The 13,493-nt window shown below is 59.8% G+C and carries 12 protein-coding genes and 1 tRNA gene; 10 read left to right on the plus strand and 3 right to left on the minus strand.

Annotated features, from left to right (window positions below; genetic code table 11):
- Nucleotides 1–55 precede the first annotated feature (55 nt).
- The 8 genes from NLK60_RS16170 to purF all read left to right on the plus strand — a co-directional run bounded on the left by NLK60_RS16170 (nucleotide 56) and on the right by purF (nucleotide 9,082).
- Nucleotides 56–1,477 (plus strand): metal ABC transporter substrate-binding protein, encoded by a 1,422-nt coding sequence (locus NLK60_RS16170; protein WP_254808803.1) that lies wholly within the window; start codon nucleotides 56–58, stop codon nucleotides 1,475–1,477.
- A 62-nt stretch (nucleotides 1,478–1,539) separates the two neighbouring features.
- Nucleotides 1,540–2,280 carry a metal ABC transporter ATP-binding protein gene (locus NLK60_RS16175; RefSeq protein ID WP_254808804.1) on the plus strand — a complete coding sequence of 247 codons (741 nt, stop codon included), beginning with the start codon at nucleotides 1,540–1,542 and terminating at the stop codon, nucleotides 2,278–2,280.
- Nucleotides 2,280–3,332: a metal ABC transporter permease gene (locus NLK60_RS16180; RefSeq protein ID WP_254808805.1), complete on the plus strand. Its 1,053-nt coding sequence runs from the start codon at nucleotides 2,280–2,282 to the stop codon at nucleotides 3,330–3,332. Before NLK60_RS16175 ends, NLK60_RS16180 begins: the two co-directional genes overlap by 1 nt.
- 156 nt (nucleotides 3,333–3,488) lie before the next feature.
- On the plus strand, nucleotides 3,489–5,585 hold the full coding sequence (locus NLK60_RS16185) for an acetate--CoA ligase family protein (RefSeq protein ID WP_254808806.1): 2,097 nt from the start codon (nucleotides 3,489–3,491) through the stop codon (nucleotides 5,583–5,585).
- Nucleotides 5,582–6,700 (plus strand): phosphotransacetylase family protein, encoded by a 1,119-nt coding sequence (locus NLK60_RS16190; RefSeq protein ID WP_254808807.1) that lies wholly within the window; start codon nucleotides 5,582–5,584, stop codon nucleotides 6,698–6,700. The genes NLK60_RS16185 and NLK60_RS16190 overlap by 4 nt, the downstream gene beginning before the upstream one ends.
- Nucleotides 6,701–6,962: 262 nt before the next feature.
- Nucleotides 6,963–7,190, plus strand: coding sequence for an LSM domain-containing protein (locus NLK60_RS16195; protein WP_254808808.1), 228 nt, complete (start codon nucleotides 6,963–6,965; stop codon nucleotides 7,188–7,190).
- On the plus strand, nucleotides 7,187–7,363 hold the full coding sequence (locus NLK60_RS16200; protein ID WP_254808809.1) for a 50S ribosomal protein L37e: 177 nt from the start codon (nucleotides 7,187–7,189) through the stop codon (nucleotides 7,361–7,363). The genes NLK60_RS16195 and NLK60_RS16200 overlap by 4 nt, the downstream gene beginning before the upstream one ends.
- Nucleotides 7,364–7,609: 246 nt before the next feature.
- Complete coding sequence (purF, locus tag NLK60_RS16205; protein ID WP_254810508.1) at nucleotides 7,610–9,082, plus strand: amidophosphoribosyltransferase; 1,473 nt, start codon at nucleotides 7,610–7,612, stop codon at nucleotides 9,080–9,082.
- 185 nt (nucleotides 9,083–9,267) lie between these two features.
- On the opposite strand, the gene NLK60_RS16210 is transcribed toward purF, so the two are convergent.
- The 3 genes from NLK60_RS16210 to NLK60_RS16220 all read right to left on the minus strand — a co-directional run bounded on the left by NLK60_RS16210 (nucleotide 9,268) and on the right by NLK60_RS16220 (nucleotide 11,281).
- Nucleotides 9,268–9,831, minus strand: a complete 564-nt coding sequence (locus NLK60_RS16210; RefSeq protein WP_254808810.1) for a DUF420 domain-containing protein — start codon at nucleotides 9,829–9,831, stop codon at nucleotides 9,268–9,270.
- A 164-nt stretch (nucleotides 9,832–9,995) separates the two neighbouring features.
- Nucleotides 9,996–10,631: a DUF2391 domain-containing protein gene (locus NLK60_RS16215; protein ID WP_425499082.1), complete on the minus strand. Its 636-nt coding sequence runs from the start codon at nucleotides 10,629–10,631 to the stop codon at nucleotides 9,996–9,998.
- Between the two features lie 565 nt (nucleotides 10,632–11,196).
- Nucleotides 11,197–11,281 (minus strand) — tRNA-Leu (locus tag NLK60_RS16220).
- A 316-nt stretch (nucleotides 11,282–11,597) separates the two neighbouring features.
- On the opposite strand from NLK60_RS16220, the gene NLK60_RS16225 reads away from it, so the two are divergent.
- Together NLK60_RS16225 and NLK60_RS16230 are read left to right on the plus strand one after the other, a co-directional pair.
- Nucleotides 11,598–12,110 carry a helix-turn-helix domain-containing protein gene (locus NLK60_RS16225; RefSeq protein WP_254808812.1) on the plus strand — a complete coding sequence of 171 codons (513 nt, stop codon included), beginning with the start codon at nucleotides 11,598–11,600 and terminating at the stop codon, nucleotides 12,108–12,110.
- Nucleotides 12,111–12,227: 117 nt separating this feature from the next.
- Complete coding sequence (locus tag NLK60_RS16230) at nucleotides 12,228–13,472, plus strand: alanyl-tRNA editing protein (protein ID WP_254808813.1); 1,245 nt, start codon at nucleotides 12,228–12,230, stop codon at nucleotides 13,470–13,472.
- Nucleotides 13,473–13,493 lie beyond the last annotated feature (21 nt).

Below are 13,493 nucleotides of genomic sequence, written 5' to 3' on the forward strand. Positions count from 1 at the left end.
AAACCAACCAATTTAGATAATAACTCTTTTATCGGTGAGCCGATTTCATTCGGGTATGAAATGCACACGCCGGAATGTGCTTCAGCGCGGTGGGGCAGCCGTCGCTGTCGGTGCACTTGCCGGCTGTCTGAGTGAACCGGGCGAGGATGGTTCCGACGACGATTCGGGCACCAACAACGAGGATGAGGCAGGCGGCCTCACCGGGTACGCTTCCTTTTTCGCTCTCTGGGACTGGGCCAACGAGATCACTGGTGAACACGGAACGTTCGAAAATCCCGTCGACGTCGGAGAAATGGGGCACGGGTGGACGCCAGAGGGAGATCTCGTCCGCAACGTTGCAGAGACAGATGCGTTCGTCTATCTCGACACGCCGGAGTTTTCCTGGGCACAGGACCTGGCAGCGCAACTCGAGGCCGAGTCGGTCGATGTGGCCACCATCGATGGGTTGGCCGGCTTTACCGATGACCAACTTCTCTCGTTTTCGGATGGGAGCCTTCCGGATCCAGACCCGGAGTACACTGTCGATCCGGCCGATTTCACCCTTGAGGAGTTCCAGGTAATCGATCCGACGACGAACGAGGTCACTGCCTACTGGCACATCGATCACTGGGACGGCGGCCTTCCGAACGTCCCGCTCGAAGGCGCAGTTCGATTCGAACCGTTCGTCGAAGCCGACGGTGGACACGTCGTCCCGCTTGGCCCGGATGAGGAGTTGCAGGTCGACGTTCGTCTGGACGACGGCGCACCCGAGGGTATCGTCGACCTCGAGTCAGATGGAAACACCGTCGAAATTACCGGCCTCGAGGAGGGTCGAACGCTACTCGTGTTCGAACTGCACCATGATGGGTCAGTTATCTGGGACTCGAGTGCGGGCGCACTCAGTATCGACGTCTCTGCGGACGTCGATCCCGCTGACGTGACGGAGTTCCACGATCCGCACGTGTGGGCCGACCCAGTGCTTGCGACCCAGATCGTAGAGACGTTTGCACGTGAGTTTGCCACACTGGATCCGGACAATGCGGCCACGTACGAAGCGAACGCGAAGGCGTATGCACAACGGCTTGAGGGAGTCGACGAGGGGTTCCAGTCGGCGGTCGCAGACGGCGAACTCGATATCGCCGTCTTCGCCGGCCACGACTCCTTTCGCTACGTCGAACATCGGTACGGGTTCGATCTGCACTCACCGGTGGGCGTCTCACCTGACGAATCGCCGAGTTCCGGTGAAATTACGGCGACGATCGAACTCGTCGACGAACACGGTATCGATACGATCCTGTACGACCCTTTCGAGGCGACGAACGAGGAAATCCCGCCACTCGCCCAGACTATCGTCGAGAACAGTAGCGCAACCGAGACCGCACCCATGACGCCTGCTGAAGGCACCCTCGCCGAGTGGCACGAGCAGGGCTGGGGCTGGATCGAACAGATGGAAGAAGTGACGATACCTTCGCTTCGCAAGGCACTCAAAGCAGATTGATGGCAGGAACCGCTCACACGGAAAGTGCAAGAACTAACTCGGCGGCGGTCGGAGAGTCGGCCGTGACCTCCGCGGTCGACGTTCGGAACGTCTCGTTTGCCTACGGCGATTCGCCCGTCGTCAAAGACGTGTCTCTAACGATCGAGAAGGGCGAGTTCCTGGGGCTAATCGGTCCTAACGGGTCTGGAAAGACGACCTTATTGCATCTCATGCTCGGCCTCCTCGAGCCCGATTCCGGTTCCATCGACCTCTTCGGGAAACCCGTCGAGGAGTTCAGCGCGGGCGACCGCATCGGATACGTTTCCCAGCAATCGACTAATCGGGGCGGTTCGATGCCGGTAACCGTCCGTGAAGCCGTGAAAATGGGACGGTTCGCCCACGCAGGACACGCACGCTTGAAAGAACGGGATTATGCGGCCATCGAGGATGCCATCGAGACCGTCGGCATCGAGGACCTTGCAGACCGGCGCGTCAACGCACTCTCCGGTGGCCAGCGCCAGCGTGCGTTCATCGCCCGTGCACTCGCCTCCGAATCCGACTTGCTCGCACTCGACGAGCCAACTGTCGGCGTCGATGCCGAGTCTCGAGACGCCTTCTATCAGCTGCTCGAGTCACTCAACGACTCCGGTATCACCATCATCCTCATCGAACACGACATCGGTGTCGTCACCGACCGTGCCTCGCGAATCGCCTGTATCAACACGGAACTGTACCACCACGGCGACACCGAATCGTTCGTCCAGAGCGACGCGCTCGCCGAGGCCTACGGAGCGACGGGAACCGTCGTCCACCACGATCACTGATGACCGAAAACGTCGACACTACAGTCGCCCGCGAAACCGACTCTAGCCGCGATATTCGCCGCCTGCTCGAACTGGCTGGTCTGGCGGTTACGGGTGCCGTTTCCCTCGTGATGCTCGCCTTTATCATCCTCTTTTGGCTTCAGGAACAAGGCATCGCAACGGGAGCCTACGAACAGTTTATGATCGCCGGCCAGTGGCTCGATCACTACCTCGGAACGAACGTCTTCAAGTGGGCGTTCATGTGGCAACAATTAGCGATGGGCGTCTTGATCGGCATCGTTGCGCCACTCATCGGCACGTTCCTCGTCCACCGGGAGATGGCACTCATCGGCGAGACGCTCGCCCACACTGCCTTCGCCGGGGTTGCCATCGGCTTTGCCGCCGGTTCGTTGGTCGGAATCAACGTGCCGCTGTACTTTGCGCTGGTCGTCAGCATCCTTGGCGCACTCGGCGTGCAGTGGCTTTCAGAACACACCGACACCTACGGCGACGTTCCCGTTGCGATCATGCTTACCGGGAGTTTCGCCGTCGGGACGCTGGTCATTAGTTGGGGTCGCGGTCAGCGCGGCATCAGCATCGAGGGGTTCCTCTGGGGCGACCTGTCGATCGTGACGGCCTCGAGCGCCCGATTGATGGCCGTATTGAGTGTCATCGTCGTCGCGGTCGTCATCTACACGTACAAGCAACTGGTGTTCATCACCTTCGACGAACAGGCTGCCCGGGTGGCCAGGCTCAACGTCACCGCCTACAACACAATTCTGGTCGTCATGACGGCCGTCGTCGTCGTCGGCTCGATGCAGGTTCTCGGCGTTATTCTGGTCGCCGGAATGCTCGTTATTCCGGTTGCTGCGGCCTCCCAGATCGCCCACGGCTTCCGCGAGACGATGTACCTGTCCGTGCTGTTCGGCCAACTCTCGATCGCTGGGGGCTTGGCCATGGCGATCACCTACGGACTGCCCTCGGGCGGATCGATCATCGTCGTCGCAATCGCTTTCTACCTGCTAACGATTGGCCTCTCGAGTGACGGTGTCCGGTCGCTTTCGATGCATTAAGTGGTTCCAATCAGAGCTGTTGGCTCTCTGGCAGTGTGGGTTGGTTGTACGAATCAGTCAACGGGAGGCACGTCACCGTGTCTCACCCTTCGATTGGACCCAGTCGGTGGGAACGTGTGAATATACTTAACTCGGTGCCGAGTGACCGTCCACGTGATGGGAAGGTTACGTGATCTCTTCGCACCGGAATCTGTAGCCGTCGTCGGGGCGACTGATCGCGAAGGCGCCGTCGGACACGCGATTCTCGAGAATCTCGTGGCGGATTACGTCGGGGACGTTATCCCCGTCAATCCGAACCGCGAGTCCGTGCTCGGGATCGAGTGTTATCCTGACGTCGCCAGCGCGCCACCAGTCGATCTCTCAGTAATCGTCGTCCCGCCGTCGATCGTACTCGAGGCAATTCGGGAAAGCGCCGAAGCCGGGGTCGAAAACGTCGTCGTCATCACGGCGGGGTTCGCCGAAACCGGCAGTGATGGTGCAGCCCGCGAGCGCGAACTGCGCGAACTCGCCGACGAACACGACCTCAACCTGGTCGGCCCGAACAGCCTCGGGATTATGAACACCCGAAGTGGAATGAACGCCACCTTCGGGCCCGAGAACGCGCTCGATGGCTCTGTCTCGTTTATGAGCCAGTCGGGCGCGTTCATTACGGCCGTTCTCGACTGGGCGAACGAACAGGGAATCGGCTTCCGTGACGTGGTCTCCCTGGGGAACAAATCCGTCCTCGACGAGACCGACTTCGTCGAAGAGTGGGGTGAAGACCCCGAAACCGACGTCATCATCGGCTACCTCGAGGGAATCGACCGTGGCGACGAGTTCGTCGAGGTCGCCCGCGAGGTCAGTGACGACACCCCAATCGTGCTCGTCAAGTCCGGACGGACCGACGCCGGCGCACAGGCAGCCTCCTCTCACACCGGGGCGATTGCCGGCAGCGAGGTCGCTTACGAAAGCGGCCTCGAACAGGCCGGGGTCTTGCGCGCTCGATCCGTTCAGGAGTTGTTCGACTGGGCACGGGCGCTTTCGGGCCTGCCGACACCCGACGCCGATGGCGTTGCGGTCGTCACCAACGCCGGCGGCCCCGGCGTCCTCACGACTGACGCCGTCGGCGACGCGAACCTCGAGATGGCGAACTTCACCGACGAAACGATCGGGCGACTCGCCGAGACGATGCCGGACGAGGCGAACGTCTACAATCCGATCGACGTCATCGGTGACGCCGATATCGAACGATTCGAGACCGCACTCGACATCGCACTCGAGGATCCCAACGTGGGCAGTGCCGTCGTCGTCAGTGCGCCGACGGCCGTCCTCGAGTACGACCGGTTGGCGGAGGTCGTGATCGAACAGCGCGATATCCACGACAAGCCGATCGTTACCAGCCTGATGGGCGGCAGTCGGTCACGGGCGGCCGAGGAGGTCCTGCGAGAGTTCGGTATCCCGAACTACTTCGACCCCGCCCGCGCGGTGTCCGGCCTCGATGCGCTCGCTCGATATCGAGACATCAAAACCGCACAACGTGACGAGCCGGAACGGTTCGATGTCGACCACGACCGCGCCAGAGAAATCCTGGAGACGGCGCGTTCCCGGACCGGCAACCGACTCGGCGTCGAAGCGATGGATCTGCTGGATGCGTACGGGATTCCGACGCCACACGGCGAAATCGTGAGCGATCCCGAAGCGGCCCAAGAGATCGCTGCCGACATCGATGGCGACGTCGTCCTCAAAATCGTGAGTCCCGATATCTCACACAAGTCCGACATCGGCGGCGTCCGCGTCGGCGTGAGCGACGAGGACGTCTACGACGCCTACGAGGACGTGGTCTCGAACGCCCGGAACTACCAGCCGGATGCGTCAATCGTCGGCGTGCAGGTCCAGGAGATGCTCGACCTCGAGGGGTCGACGGAGACGATCATCGGCGTCAACCGCGATCCGCAGTTCGGTCCACTCCTGTTGTTCGGACTCGGCGGGATTTTCGTCGAAATCCTCGAGGACACGTCCGTTCGCGTGGCACCGGTCGGCGAGGACGAGGCGCAGGCGATGGTCGAGGACATCAAAGCCGCGCCACTGTTGCGTGGCGCACGGGGCCGCGAGCCGGCAGACATCGAATCCGTCGTGGAGTCCATCCAGCGACTGTCACAACTGGTGACCGACTTCCCGGCGATTCTCGAACTCGACGTCAACCCGCTGGTCGTCGGACCTGAGGGCGTACAGGCAATCGATCTTCGACTGACCGTTGACACGGAGAAACTATGACAGACGACACCGCAACCGACCCAGACAGTGCAGACGAACAGCCAGCGACGACCGACGACGGGCCACGAACGACGCTCGTCGCCTCACTCGAGGAGAGTATGGGCAAAACGGCGATCACGCTCGCCCTTGCCAAACACGCGAGGGACGCCGGGTCGACCGTCGGCTACATGAAGCCGAAAGGGACGCGCCTCCAGAGCAACGTCGGCAAAACCCTCGATGAGGATCCGATGCTCGCCCGCGAACTGCTCGACCTCGATGCCGAGATGCACGACCTCGAGCCGGTCGTCTACTCGCCTACGTTCATCGACCAGGCGATTCGCGGACGGGAGGACCCCGAAGGGATCGGTGAACGCGTTCGAGAGGCCTTCGAGAACCTGTCCAAAGACGCGGATCACATGTTCATCGAGGGTGGTGGTCGCCTCGAGCAGGGCGGCATCGTCGACCTGACTGACGCTGACGTAGCCGAACTGCTCGACGCCGAGGTAGTGCTCGTCGCACCCTACGAAACCGTCGGTGACGTAGACGACGTTCTTGCAGCAGCGAAGGACTTCGGCGACCGTTTCGGTGGCGTCATCTTCAACGCCGTCTCCGATGCCGAACGCGACCGACTCGAGACCGAAATCGCGCCGTTCCTCGAGGGACGAGGCGTCCCAGTTCACGGGGTCTTGCCGCGCGAGCAGACGCTGGCTGGCGTCACCGTTGATGACCTCGCTGACGAACTCGGTGGCCAGGTCCTCGTCGAGGAAGGCCTCGAGAACTACGTCGAGCGCTTCTCTGTCGGTGCGATGGGTGCCGACAGCGCCCTGCGACACTTCCGCCGCACGAAAAACGCGGCCGTCATCACGGGTGGCGACAGGGCGGACATCCACGCTGCCGCACTCGAAGCATCGGGGGTCAAGTGTCTGATCCTCACGGGCGGCCACCGACCATCGGGAGCCATTCTCGGACAGGCAGCGAAGAAGGGCGTTCCGGTCGTCCTCGCCCAGACCGACACCTTGCGGACGGTCGAACGCGCCGAAGAAATCGTCCGCAGCGGGCGGACGCGCGATGCACAGACCATCGAGACGATGGCGACGCTGCTCGCCGATCACACGGATCTCGAGGCGCTACGGTAACGTTTCGAAAACGTGAACGGGAACCCGTTCACGGCCGTCGAGTGTCAGAGGCACGCCGGCAGTGACTAGCCTAGCGGTCCAGCACCAAAACTGCACCTCTCCGTCCATCCGCTATCGATCCAATGGCTCGTACGTCTCTCGTCGTACATTCCCCGATACCCTGACTCTTCCGAGTGATCACTCCTGGTGACTGTCATTGGTTCCGGGAGACGGCAACCGCTCGACCGGTACGGTTAAGTACATGACAACTGCCATCACGAGTATGAGTGGACGACCGCTTGACGTCCTCGAGGCGTCACTTGGCGACCGAGTTCGAGTACGACTCAAAAGTGGCGAGGAGTACGTCGGTGACCTCGCGGGCTACGACCAGCACATGAATCTCGTCCTCGAGGATGCCGCGGTTTCGTCACCCGAGGAAACGGCAGCGGATGCGTCAATCGAAGACACAACCATTATACGCGGCGATAACGTCGTTTCGATTACTCCATGACTGGCGCAGGAACCCCAAGCCAAGGAAAGAAGAACAAGACGACGCACGTCAAATGCCGACGCTGCGGTGAGAAATCCTACCACAAGCAGAAAGGCGTCTGTGCCTCCTGTGGCTTTGGCAAATCCGCCAAACGCCGCTCGTACGCGTGGCAAGGAAAGACTGGCGACAACTAACTGTCTTTTTCCTGTCGCTTTTCGAAGCCACTTACCGGTAGTCGCCGGCTTCGTCGGTATCTCGAGTACTCGAGTCGACAACGAACCGCTCAAAACCGACCCACGACACCTTACGTATGCAAGTGTGTGCATATATAATGCGCTTGATGTTCCGAATTCGAGCACAAACACGGGGGATTTTTATCGGCTGAAACCCCACTGACCACCATGACTGATGGGCGGGGCCAGACACCCCGGCGAACAGGGATGACGGAAAAATGCGGGGTCGTCGGTATCGCTTTCGAGGACCGAAACGCCGCTCGACCGCTGTACTATGGTCTTTATGCACTCCAGCATCGCGGTCAGGAGTCAGCGGGTATCGTGACCCACGACGGGTTCCAACAACACAGCCACGTCGAGATGGGACTCGTCGGTGACGTATTCGATGAAGACGACCTCGAGTCGCTCAACGGCTCGACGGGAATCGGTCACGTTCGCTACCCGACTGCTGGCAGCGTCGACTCCTGTTGTGCCCAGCCGTTTTCGGTCTCGTTCAAATCCGGGTCGCTCGGGCTGAGCCACAACGGTAATCTCGTCAACGCCGAAGAAATTCGGGACGAACTCGCCGGACTTGGACACGCCTTTACCTCCGACGGGGACACGGAAGTCATCGCCCACGACCTCGCCCGAAACCTGCTCAACGAGGACCTTATTCGGGCGGTCAAACGGACGATGCAGCGAATCCATGGCTCGTACTCGCTGACGATCATGCACGACGAGACCGTCATGGGTGTTCGTGACCCACAGGGGAACCGACCGCTCTGTATCGGAGAACTCGATAACGGCTACATCATCGCCTCCGAATCCGCGGCTATCGACACGCTGGACGGCGAACTCGTCCGGGACGTCCGCCCGGGCGAACTGGTCGTCCTGAGCGAGGACGGGTCTGGTTTCGATTCCTATCAACTGATCGAGGCCGAGAACACGGCACACTGCTTCTTCGAGCACGTCTACTTCGCTCGCCCCGACTCCCGAATCGACGGGACACTGGTCTACGAAGCGCGTCGGAACCTCGGCCGCAAACTCTGGGAAGAAAACGGCGTCGAGACGGACGTCGTGATGCCGGTTCCTGACTCCGGGCGTGCGTTTGCCTCCGGCTACGCTGACGCTGCCGACGAGACGACTGCTGATGGCGAGCCACGCGCAGTCGAAGATACGGGGGTCGAGTTCGCCGAAGGCCTGATGAAAAACCGGTACGTCGGCCGAACGTTCATCATGCCGACACAGGACGAACGGGAACGGGCCGTACGTCTCAAACTCAACCCGATTACCTCGACCGTTGAGGGAAAAACCGTCACCCTTATCGACGACTCCATCGTCCGTGGAACGACCTCAACCCAACTCGTTAGCCTTCTCAAAGACTGTGGCGCGGCGGAAGTCCACATGCGAATCGGTGCCCCACCCATCGTCGCTCCCTGTTACATGGGTATCGACATGGCCACTCGAGAGGAGCTCATCGCTTCGGACAAAACGATTCCCGAAATCGGTGACGCCATCGAGGCCGATAGCATCGCCTACCTCTCGCCCGAATCCGTCGCGGAGGTGCTGGGGGCCAATCGATCTGACCTCTGTATGGGCTGTGTCTCCGGCGAATACCCCTACGATATCGAGGGTGAGCCAACCGACCGTGACGTAACGCGGCCGAACATCGGCGGGCAAACCATTCAGGCTGACGACTGAGTGGCCTGGGAGGGTACTGAGGGGTAACGACGGTCTTTACCAAACAGTACACTCGAGCGACAGCGACGAATTCGCAACGAAACCACTATTAGATCCGTACTAAAATACTCAACTTTCCAAAGTATTGTGAGTCTGACGCTCGAGACGTACCATAATTTCCATAGTGAGTGGTACTGAACCTCCGTTCAGTACACGATGTGTAACAGCACGTAGACGACGATTCCAAGCGAGAACGAGATGAGCCACAGCGTCGCTGCGATACGACCGATTTGTGCATGCCGAGTCTTGTACAACTCGCCGACCGAATGGCTCATTGCGAGCAACAGGACGTAATACAGGAGCGGAATACAGACGACAGCGAGCAGAATGTGTATCGCCAGCACCGGCAGGTAAACGAATCGCTCGATCGTTTCCGGCCCGGGGAACGGCTGGGACCCACCCAGCGCGATCAGACGATACAGATACAGGACCAGAAACGCGGCGAACAGGAGAAACGACGTGATCATTAGCACGCGGTGTCGGTCGACGGCACCGCGTCGAATCGCACGAACCCCTGTAAGAATCGTTCCGATGGCAGTAATCGAGATGAGGACGTTAATCGTCGGAATCGCCTCGAGCAACCACGCAGGCACGTTCGGAACTGCCGATTGTGGAATCACGCCACCGGCAGCACCGAACACCAACGCGAGCGAGATGATCGACAACAGTGCAGTGAGTAGCGGAACACGCTCTCGAGCGACCACGGTCATACCTGCCTATCAGGAGTGGGCGGTTAAGGTCGTATTGGTCGCTCCTGACAGCGCTCACAGCGGGATAACCGTATCTCCCTGTCGTCTTCGTAGCGATCGAAACGATTCACGTCCCTATCCGGAGGTCGTCTTGTGTCTGGAGGTGGAACGCGTGTCAACGGTCACTATTTACTGCGTTCGCTCAGATCTGTGCCGGTTGACTCTCCAGGCAAGATGTCACCGATAACGGCCCCCAGGGCAGCAGCAGCCCAGATAACGGTTACTCGGCTCAGTTGTTCGAGCGCAGTCGGGTCGGCTTCGTGTAATCGACCCCAGAGAACCATCGTGCCGAACGCCGTCAGAAAGGAAACGAGGAGTACGCCGACGTACCGCCGTGGAATCACACCAAAGAACGGATATTTCACCTGTACGTCTCTGAAATCGGCATAGTACAGCAGTCCAGCAGTCAACCCCAGGATGAACAACACGTTCGCAACCAGGAACACTGGAATCCCTCCCACGGTGATCTCGAGGAACCACTCCGCAATCTCGAAGACCCCGTCTTCGACGAGCAGCGGAAGGGAAAAAACGACCGCACCGACGAACGATTGTGCGATGTCTCGAGAGGTGTACTTCGTAATCCGTTTGGTGAACGCCTGACTGCCGGGCATTGCTTCGACGAGTGAGATGGTCTGTTCGACCTTCTGAACCTCTCTGGGGTCGTCTACCGTCTCTTTGAGTGTCTCGAGTTTGGTCAGGAGGTCGTCGATGTCCGGATTTTCGGGCCCTAGATCAGCGGTTGGCTCCTCTGATTCGTCCACTGCCATGGCCTCGGGTTTTCAAGCCAGGCAAAAATAGCTGCTGCAAGGAGACATAGTTCTGTCTGCTGGTTCGGGTGTCTCAGGTGGCTGAATTGGGCATGAAACGTCGCTCTCACTCTCGAGTTATAGTAGCCAGTGAACCGATTTACACACCTACCGCGATGCAGTTTTGCGAGCGGTGTGCAATGACTTTCACTGACTACTATAGCTTCCGTAGAATTATGCGTGGGTGAGATCCGCGAAGGGAAATCACCCGCATCGACTCGCTCGACGGCATAGCCGTCGAACGGTTGGTGGACTTGGTCCGCGCTTGCAATGCAAATCTTCGATTTGCACACGATGCGTGGGACCGGATTTGAACTTCTGTCGTTTCGCTTCGCTCACGACGGCGTTCACAGTCTCGAGCGACTGTGTACCGACGGTCCCTGGAAATAACACTATCGCTGAGTGGGGTAGTTTTCCGTAGAATTATGCGTGGGTGATGTCCGCGAAGGGAAATCACCTGCATCGACTCGCTCGACGGCATAGCCGTCGAACGGTTGGCGGACTTGGTCCGCGCTTGCGATGCGTGGGACCGGATTTGAACCGGCGGACCCCTACGGGACAGCGCCCTCAACGCTGCGCCGTTGGCCTGGCTTGGCTACCCACGCTCGCGTGGTATTTTTCTCCGCACTCATCGATATCCAGCGGCCATATAAAAGCCCTTTCTTTTGTCACTGTCTCTGCGGCGAGGTCACACGGTACAGATTCCTCGAAATCCTTTCGACGTGTCGATGACTCGAGTCAATCTCATTTCACGTACTGATGGTTATAGTCAGATTATTGGTGTGTCGAAGCAGTAGCCCGTTCCAGTTGCATGCACTATTCCGTCAAGCGTGACTGTCCTCGAGTCGTGATTTTGCACTCGAGTCGCTTCTCTCCCCTGACGACCGTATAGTTAAAAAGGCCGAACGGCCAACGTCTTGTATGGCAAAATACTCCACCGGTTCGTCCACTGGCGGCGGCGGGACGTCCTGTGAACTCTGTGGTGCGGAAAGTGATTCGCTCCGGCAGGCGACCGTTGCCGGCGCACAGTTGCAGGTCTGTCCCAGCTGTGCTCCCCATAGCGACGAGTCGAGTCGACGCGGCCAGTCGGGTGGTGGCTCGAGCGGCCAGGAGTCACGAACCAGCCGAAAAAAGAAAGCAGCCCAGAACGTCGCCAAAGCCAACCCAATCTGGGACGGTGACTCGGAACACTGGGAGAAAGACGGGACAAACTACGACGACGACCCCCTGCCGTACCTGGTCAAATCTTACGGTGAACGCCTCGAATCCGCTCGACAGGATGCCGGATACAAACGCGAAGAACTTGCCGAGGAACTCGGTTGCAAGGAATCCGACCTGCTCGCTATCGAGCAAGGCCGCGCGACCCAGGCCGGGGTCGGCGGCGGCCTGATTACGGCGCTCGAGGAGTTCCTGGACGTCGAACTCGCCGAATAGTTTCGGACGAAATACCCGAACTCCGCTTCCGTCTTGGAAAATGTTACTCTCTTTTCCGTCCTTTCTCCCGACGGTCGGCGGGCAGACTTTTATCACCTGGGAACGGATGGGGAGGTAATGAGCGGGCAACGGGCGGCAGCAGAGCCCTACGCGACACGGTTCGAGACTGAAGTGACGGCCGTTGATGGCAACAGCGTCTGGCTCGAGACGACGTATTTCTACGCTGAAAGCGGTGGCCAACCGGCTGACCGTGGGAAAATTGGCGACGTCGCTGTCGAGGATGTCCAGCAAATCGATGGCGAACACGTCCACATCCTCGCGGAAACGCCGCCGTTTCGTGCCGGTCACCGCGTCATGTGCTCGATCGATTGGTCATTTCGGATGTACTGTATGCGGGCACACACGGCTAGCCACGTTCTCTACGGTGCCGGGCGACGCCTCCTCGACGACCTCGGCTACGGCGGCTTCGATATCGGCACTGAAAAAGTTCGCGTCGATTTCGAGACGACGACCGATATCGACGACGACGTACTGGTCGAACTCGACGAACTGCTCAACAGAGCCGTCTGGGAATCACGTCCGGTTTCCTGGGAGTCCATTCCGGTAAGCGAGGCTCGCGAGCGCGAGTTTATCGCGTTCAACGAGGCGACCGAGGAGGGCGCGTTCAACAGGGGACAGGTTCGCATCGTCACGATCGGTTCCGAGAACGATAACGGGACGACGACCAACGGCTCGAGTGACCCCTGGGATGTCGCCGCATGTGGTGGAACCCACGTCAGAAATACGCGAGAAATCGGCCCCGTTACCATTCTCGAGCGATCGAATCCGGGAGACGGGTTGACACGCGTCGAGTTCGCCGTGGGTCCACGGGCAATCGAGCGACGAGCAGCCGAAAAACGGGCCACTTTCGCCGCGAAAACGACGCTGGGTGCCGACGTCGAATCGATTCCGGACAATCTGACGAGTATATTGGCGAAACAGGACGAACTCGAGGCCCGAAACAGCGAACTCGAATCGACGGTGGTCGAGACGGCTCTCCGTGCGGAATCGCCAGACAGGTACGGCGATGAATCGTGGATCGTCACGACAATCGACGGTATCGAACCCGAGGGGCTCGGTGACGCCGTCCGTCGTGCATCGGTAACCAGTGCGGATGGGCTTGCGGTCGTCGGCGAAACCGAGTATACGTTCGCCGTCGTCCGTAGCGACGGACAGCGAGACGCGAGCGAGCTTATCGATGTGTTGACGACGACTCACGGTGGTGGCGGTGGCGGGTCAGCCGCGTTCGCGCAGGGTGGGGGCTTCGACGACAGCAAAACGGCCATCGTCGACGGCCTCGAGGCGTTGCTAACCGACGAGTGACTGTTCGTCTGCCTGTGAGAG

It is taken from the genome of Natronosalvus amylolyticus, from assembly GCF_024298845.1.
Taxonomy (GTDB): Archaea; Halobacteriota; Halobacteria; order Halobacteriales; family Natrialbaceae; genus Natronosalvus; species Natronosalvus amylolyticus.

Coding starts and splice junctions, on each gene's coding strand:
- NLK60_RS16200 (WP_254808809.1), top strand. CDS start 7,187: ATGACTGGCGCAGGAACCCCAAGCCAAGGAAAGAAGAACAAGACGACG.
- NLK60_RS16190 (WP_254808807.1), top strand. CDS start 5,582: ATGACAGACGACACCGCAACCGACCCAGACAGTGCAGACGAACAGCCA.
- NLK60_RS16195 (WP_254808808.1), top strand. CDS start 6,963: ATGAGTGGACGACCGCTTGACGTCCTCGAGGCGTCACTTGGCGACCGA.
- NLK60_RS16225 (WP_254808812.1), top strand. CDS start 11,598: ATGGCAAAATACTCCACCGGTTCGTCCACTGGCGGCGGCGGGACGTCC.
- NLK60_RS16230 (WP_254808813.1), top strand. CDS start 12,228: ATGAGCGGGCAACGGGCGGCAGCAGAGCCCTACGCGACACGGTTCGAG.
- NLK60_RS16185 (WP_254808806.1), top strand. CDS start 3,489: ATGGGAAGGTTACGTGATCTCTTCGCACCGGAATCTGTAGCCGTCGTC.
- NLK60_RS16180 (WP_254808805.1), top strand. CDS start 2,280: ATGACCGAAAACGTCGACACTACAGTCGCCCGCGAAACCGACTCTAGC.
- NLK60_RS16210 (WP_254808810.1), bottom strand. CDS start 9,831: ATGACCGTGGTCGCTCGAGAGCGTGTTCCGCTACTCACTGCACTGTTG.
- purF (WP_254810508.1), top strand. CDS start 7,610: ATGACGGAAAAATGCGGGGTCGTCGGTATCGCTTTCGAGGACCGAAAC.
- NLK60_RS16170 (WP_254808803.1), top strand. CDS start 56: ATGAAATGCACACGCCGGAATGTGCTTCAGCGCGGTGGGGCAGCCGTC.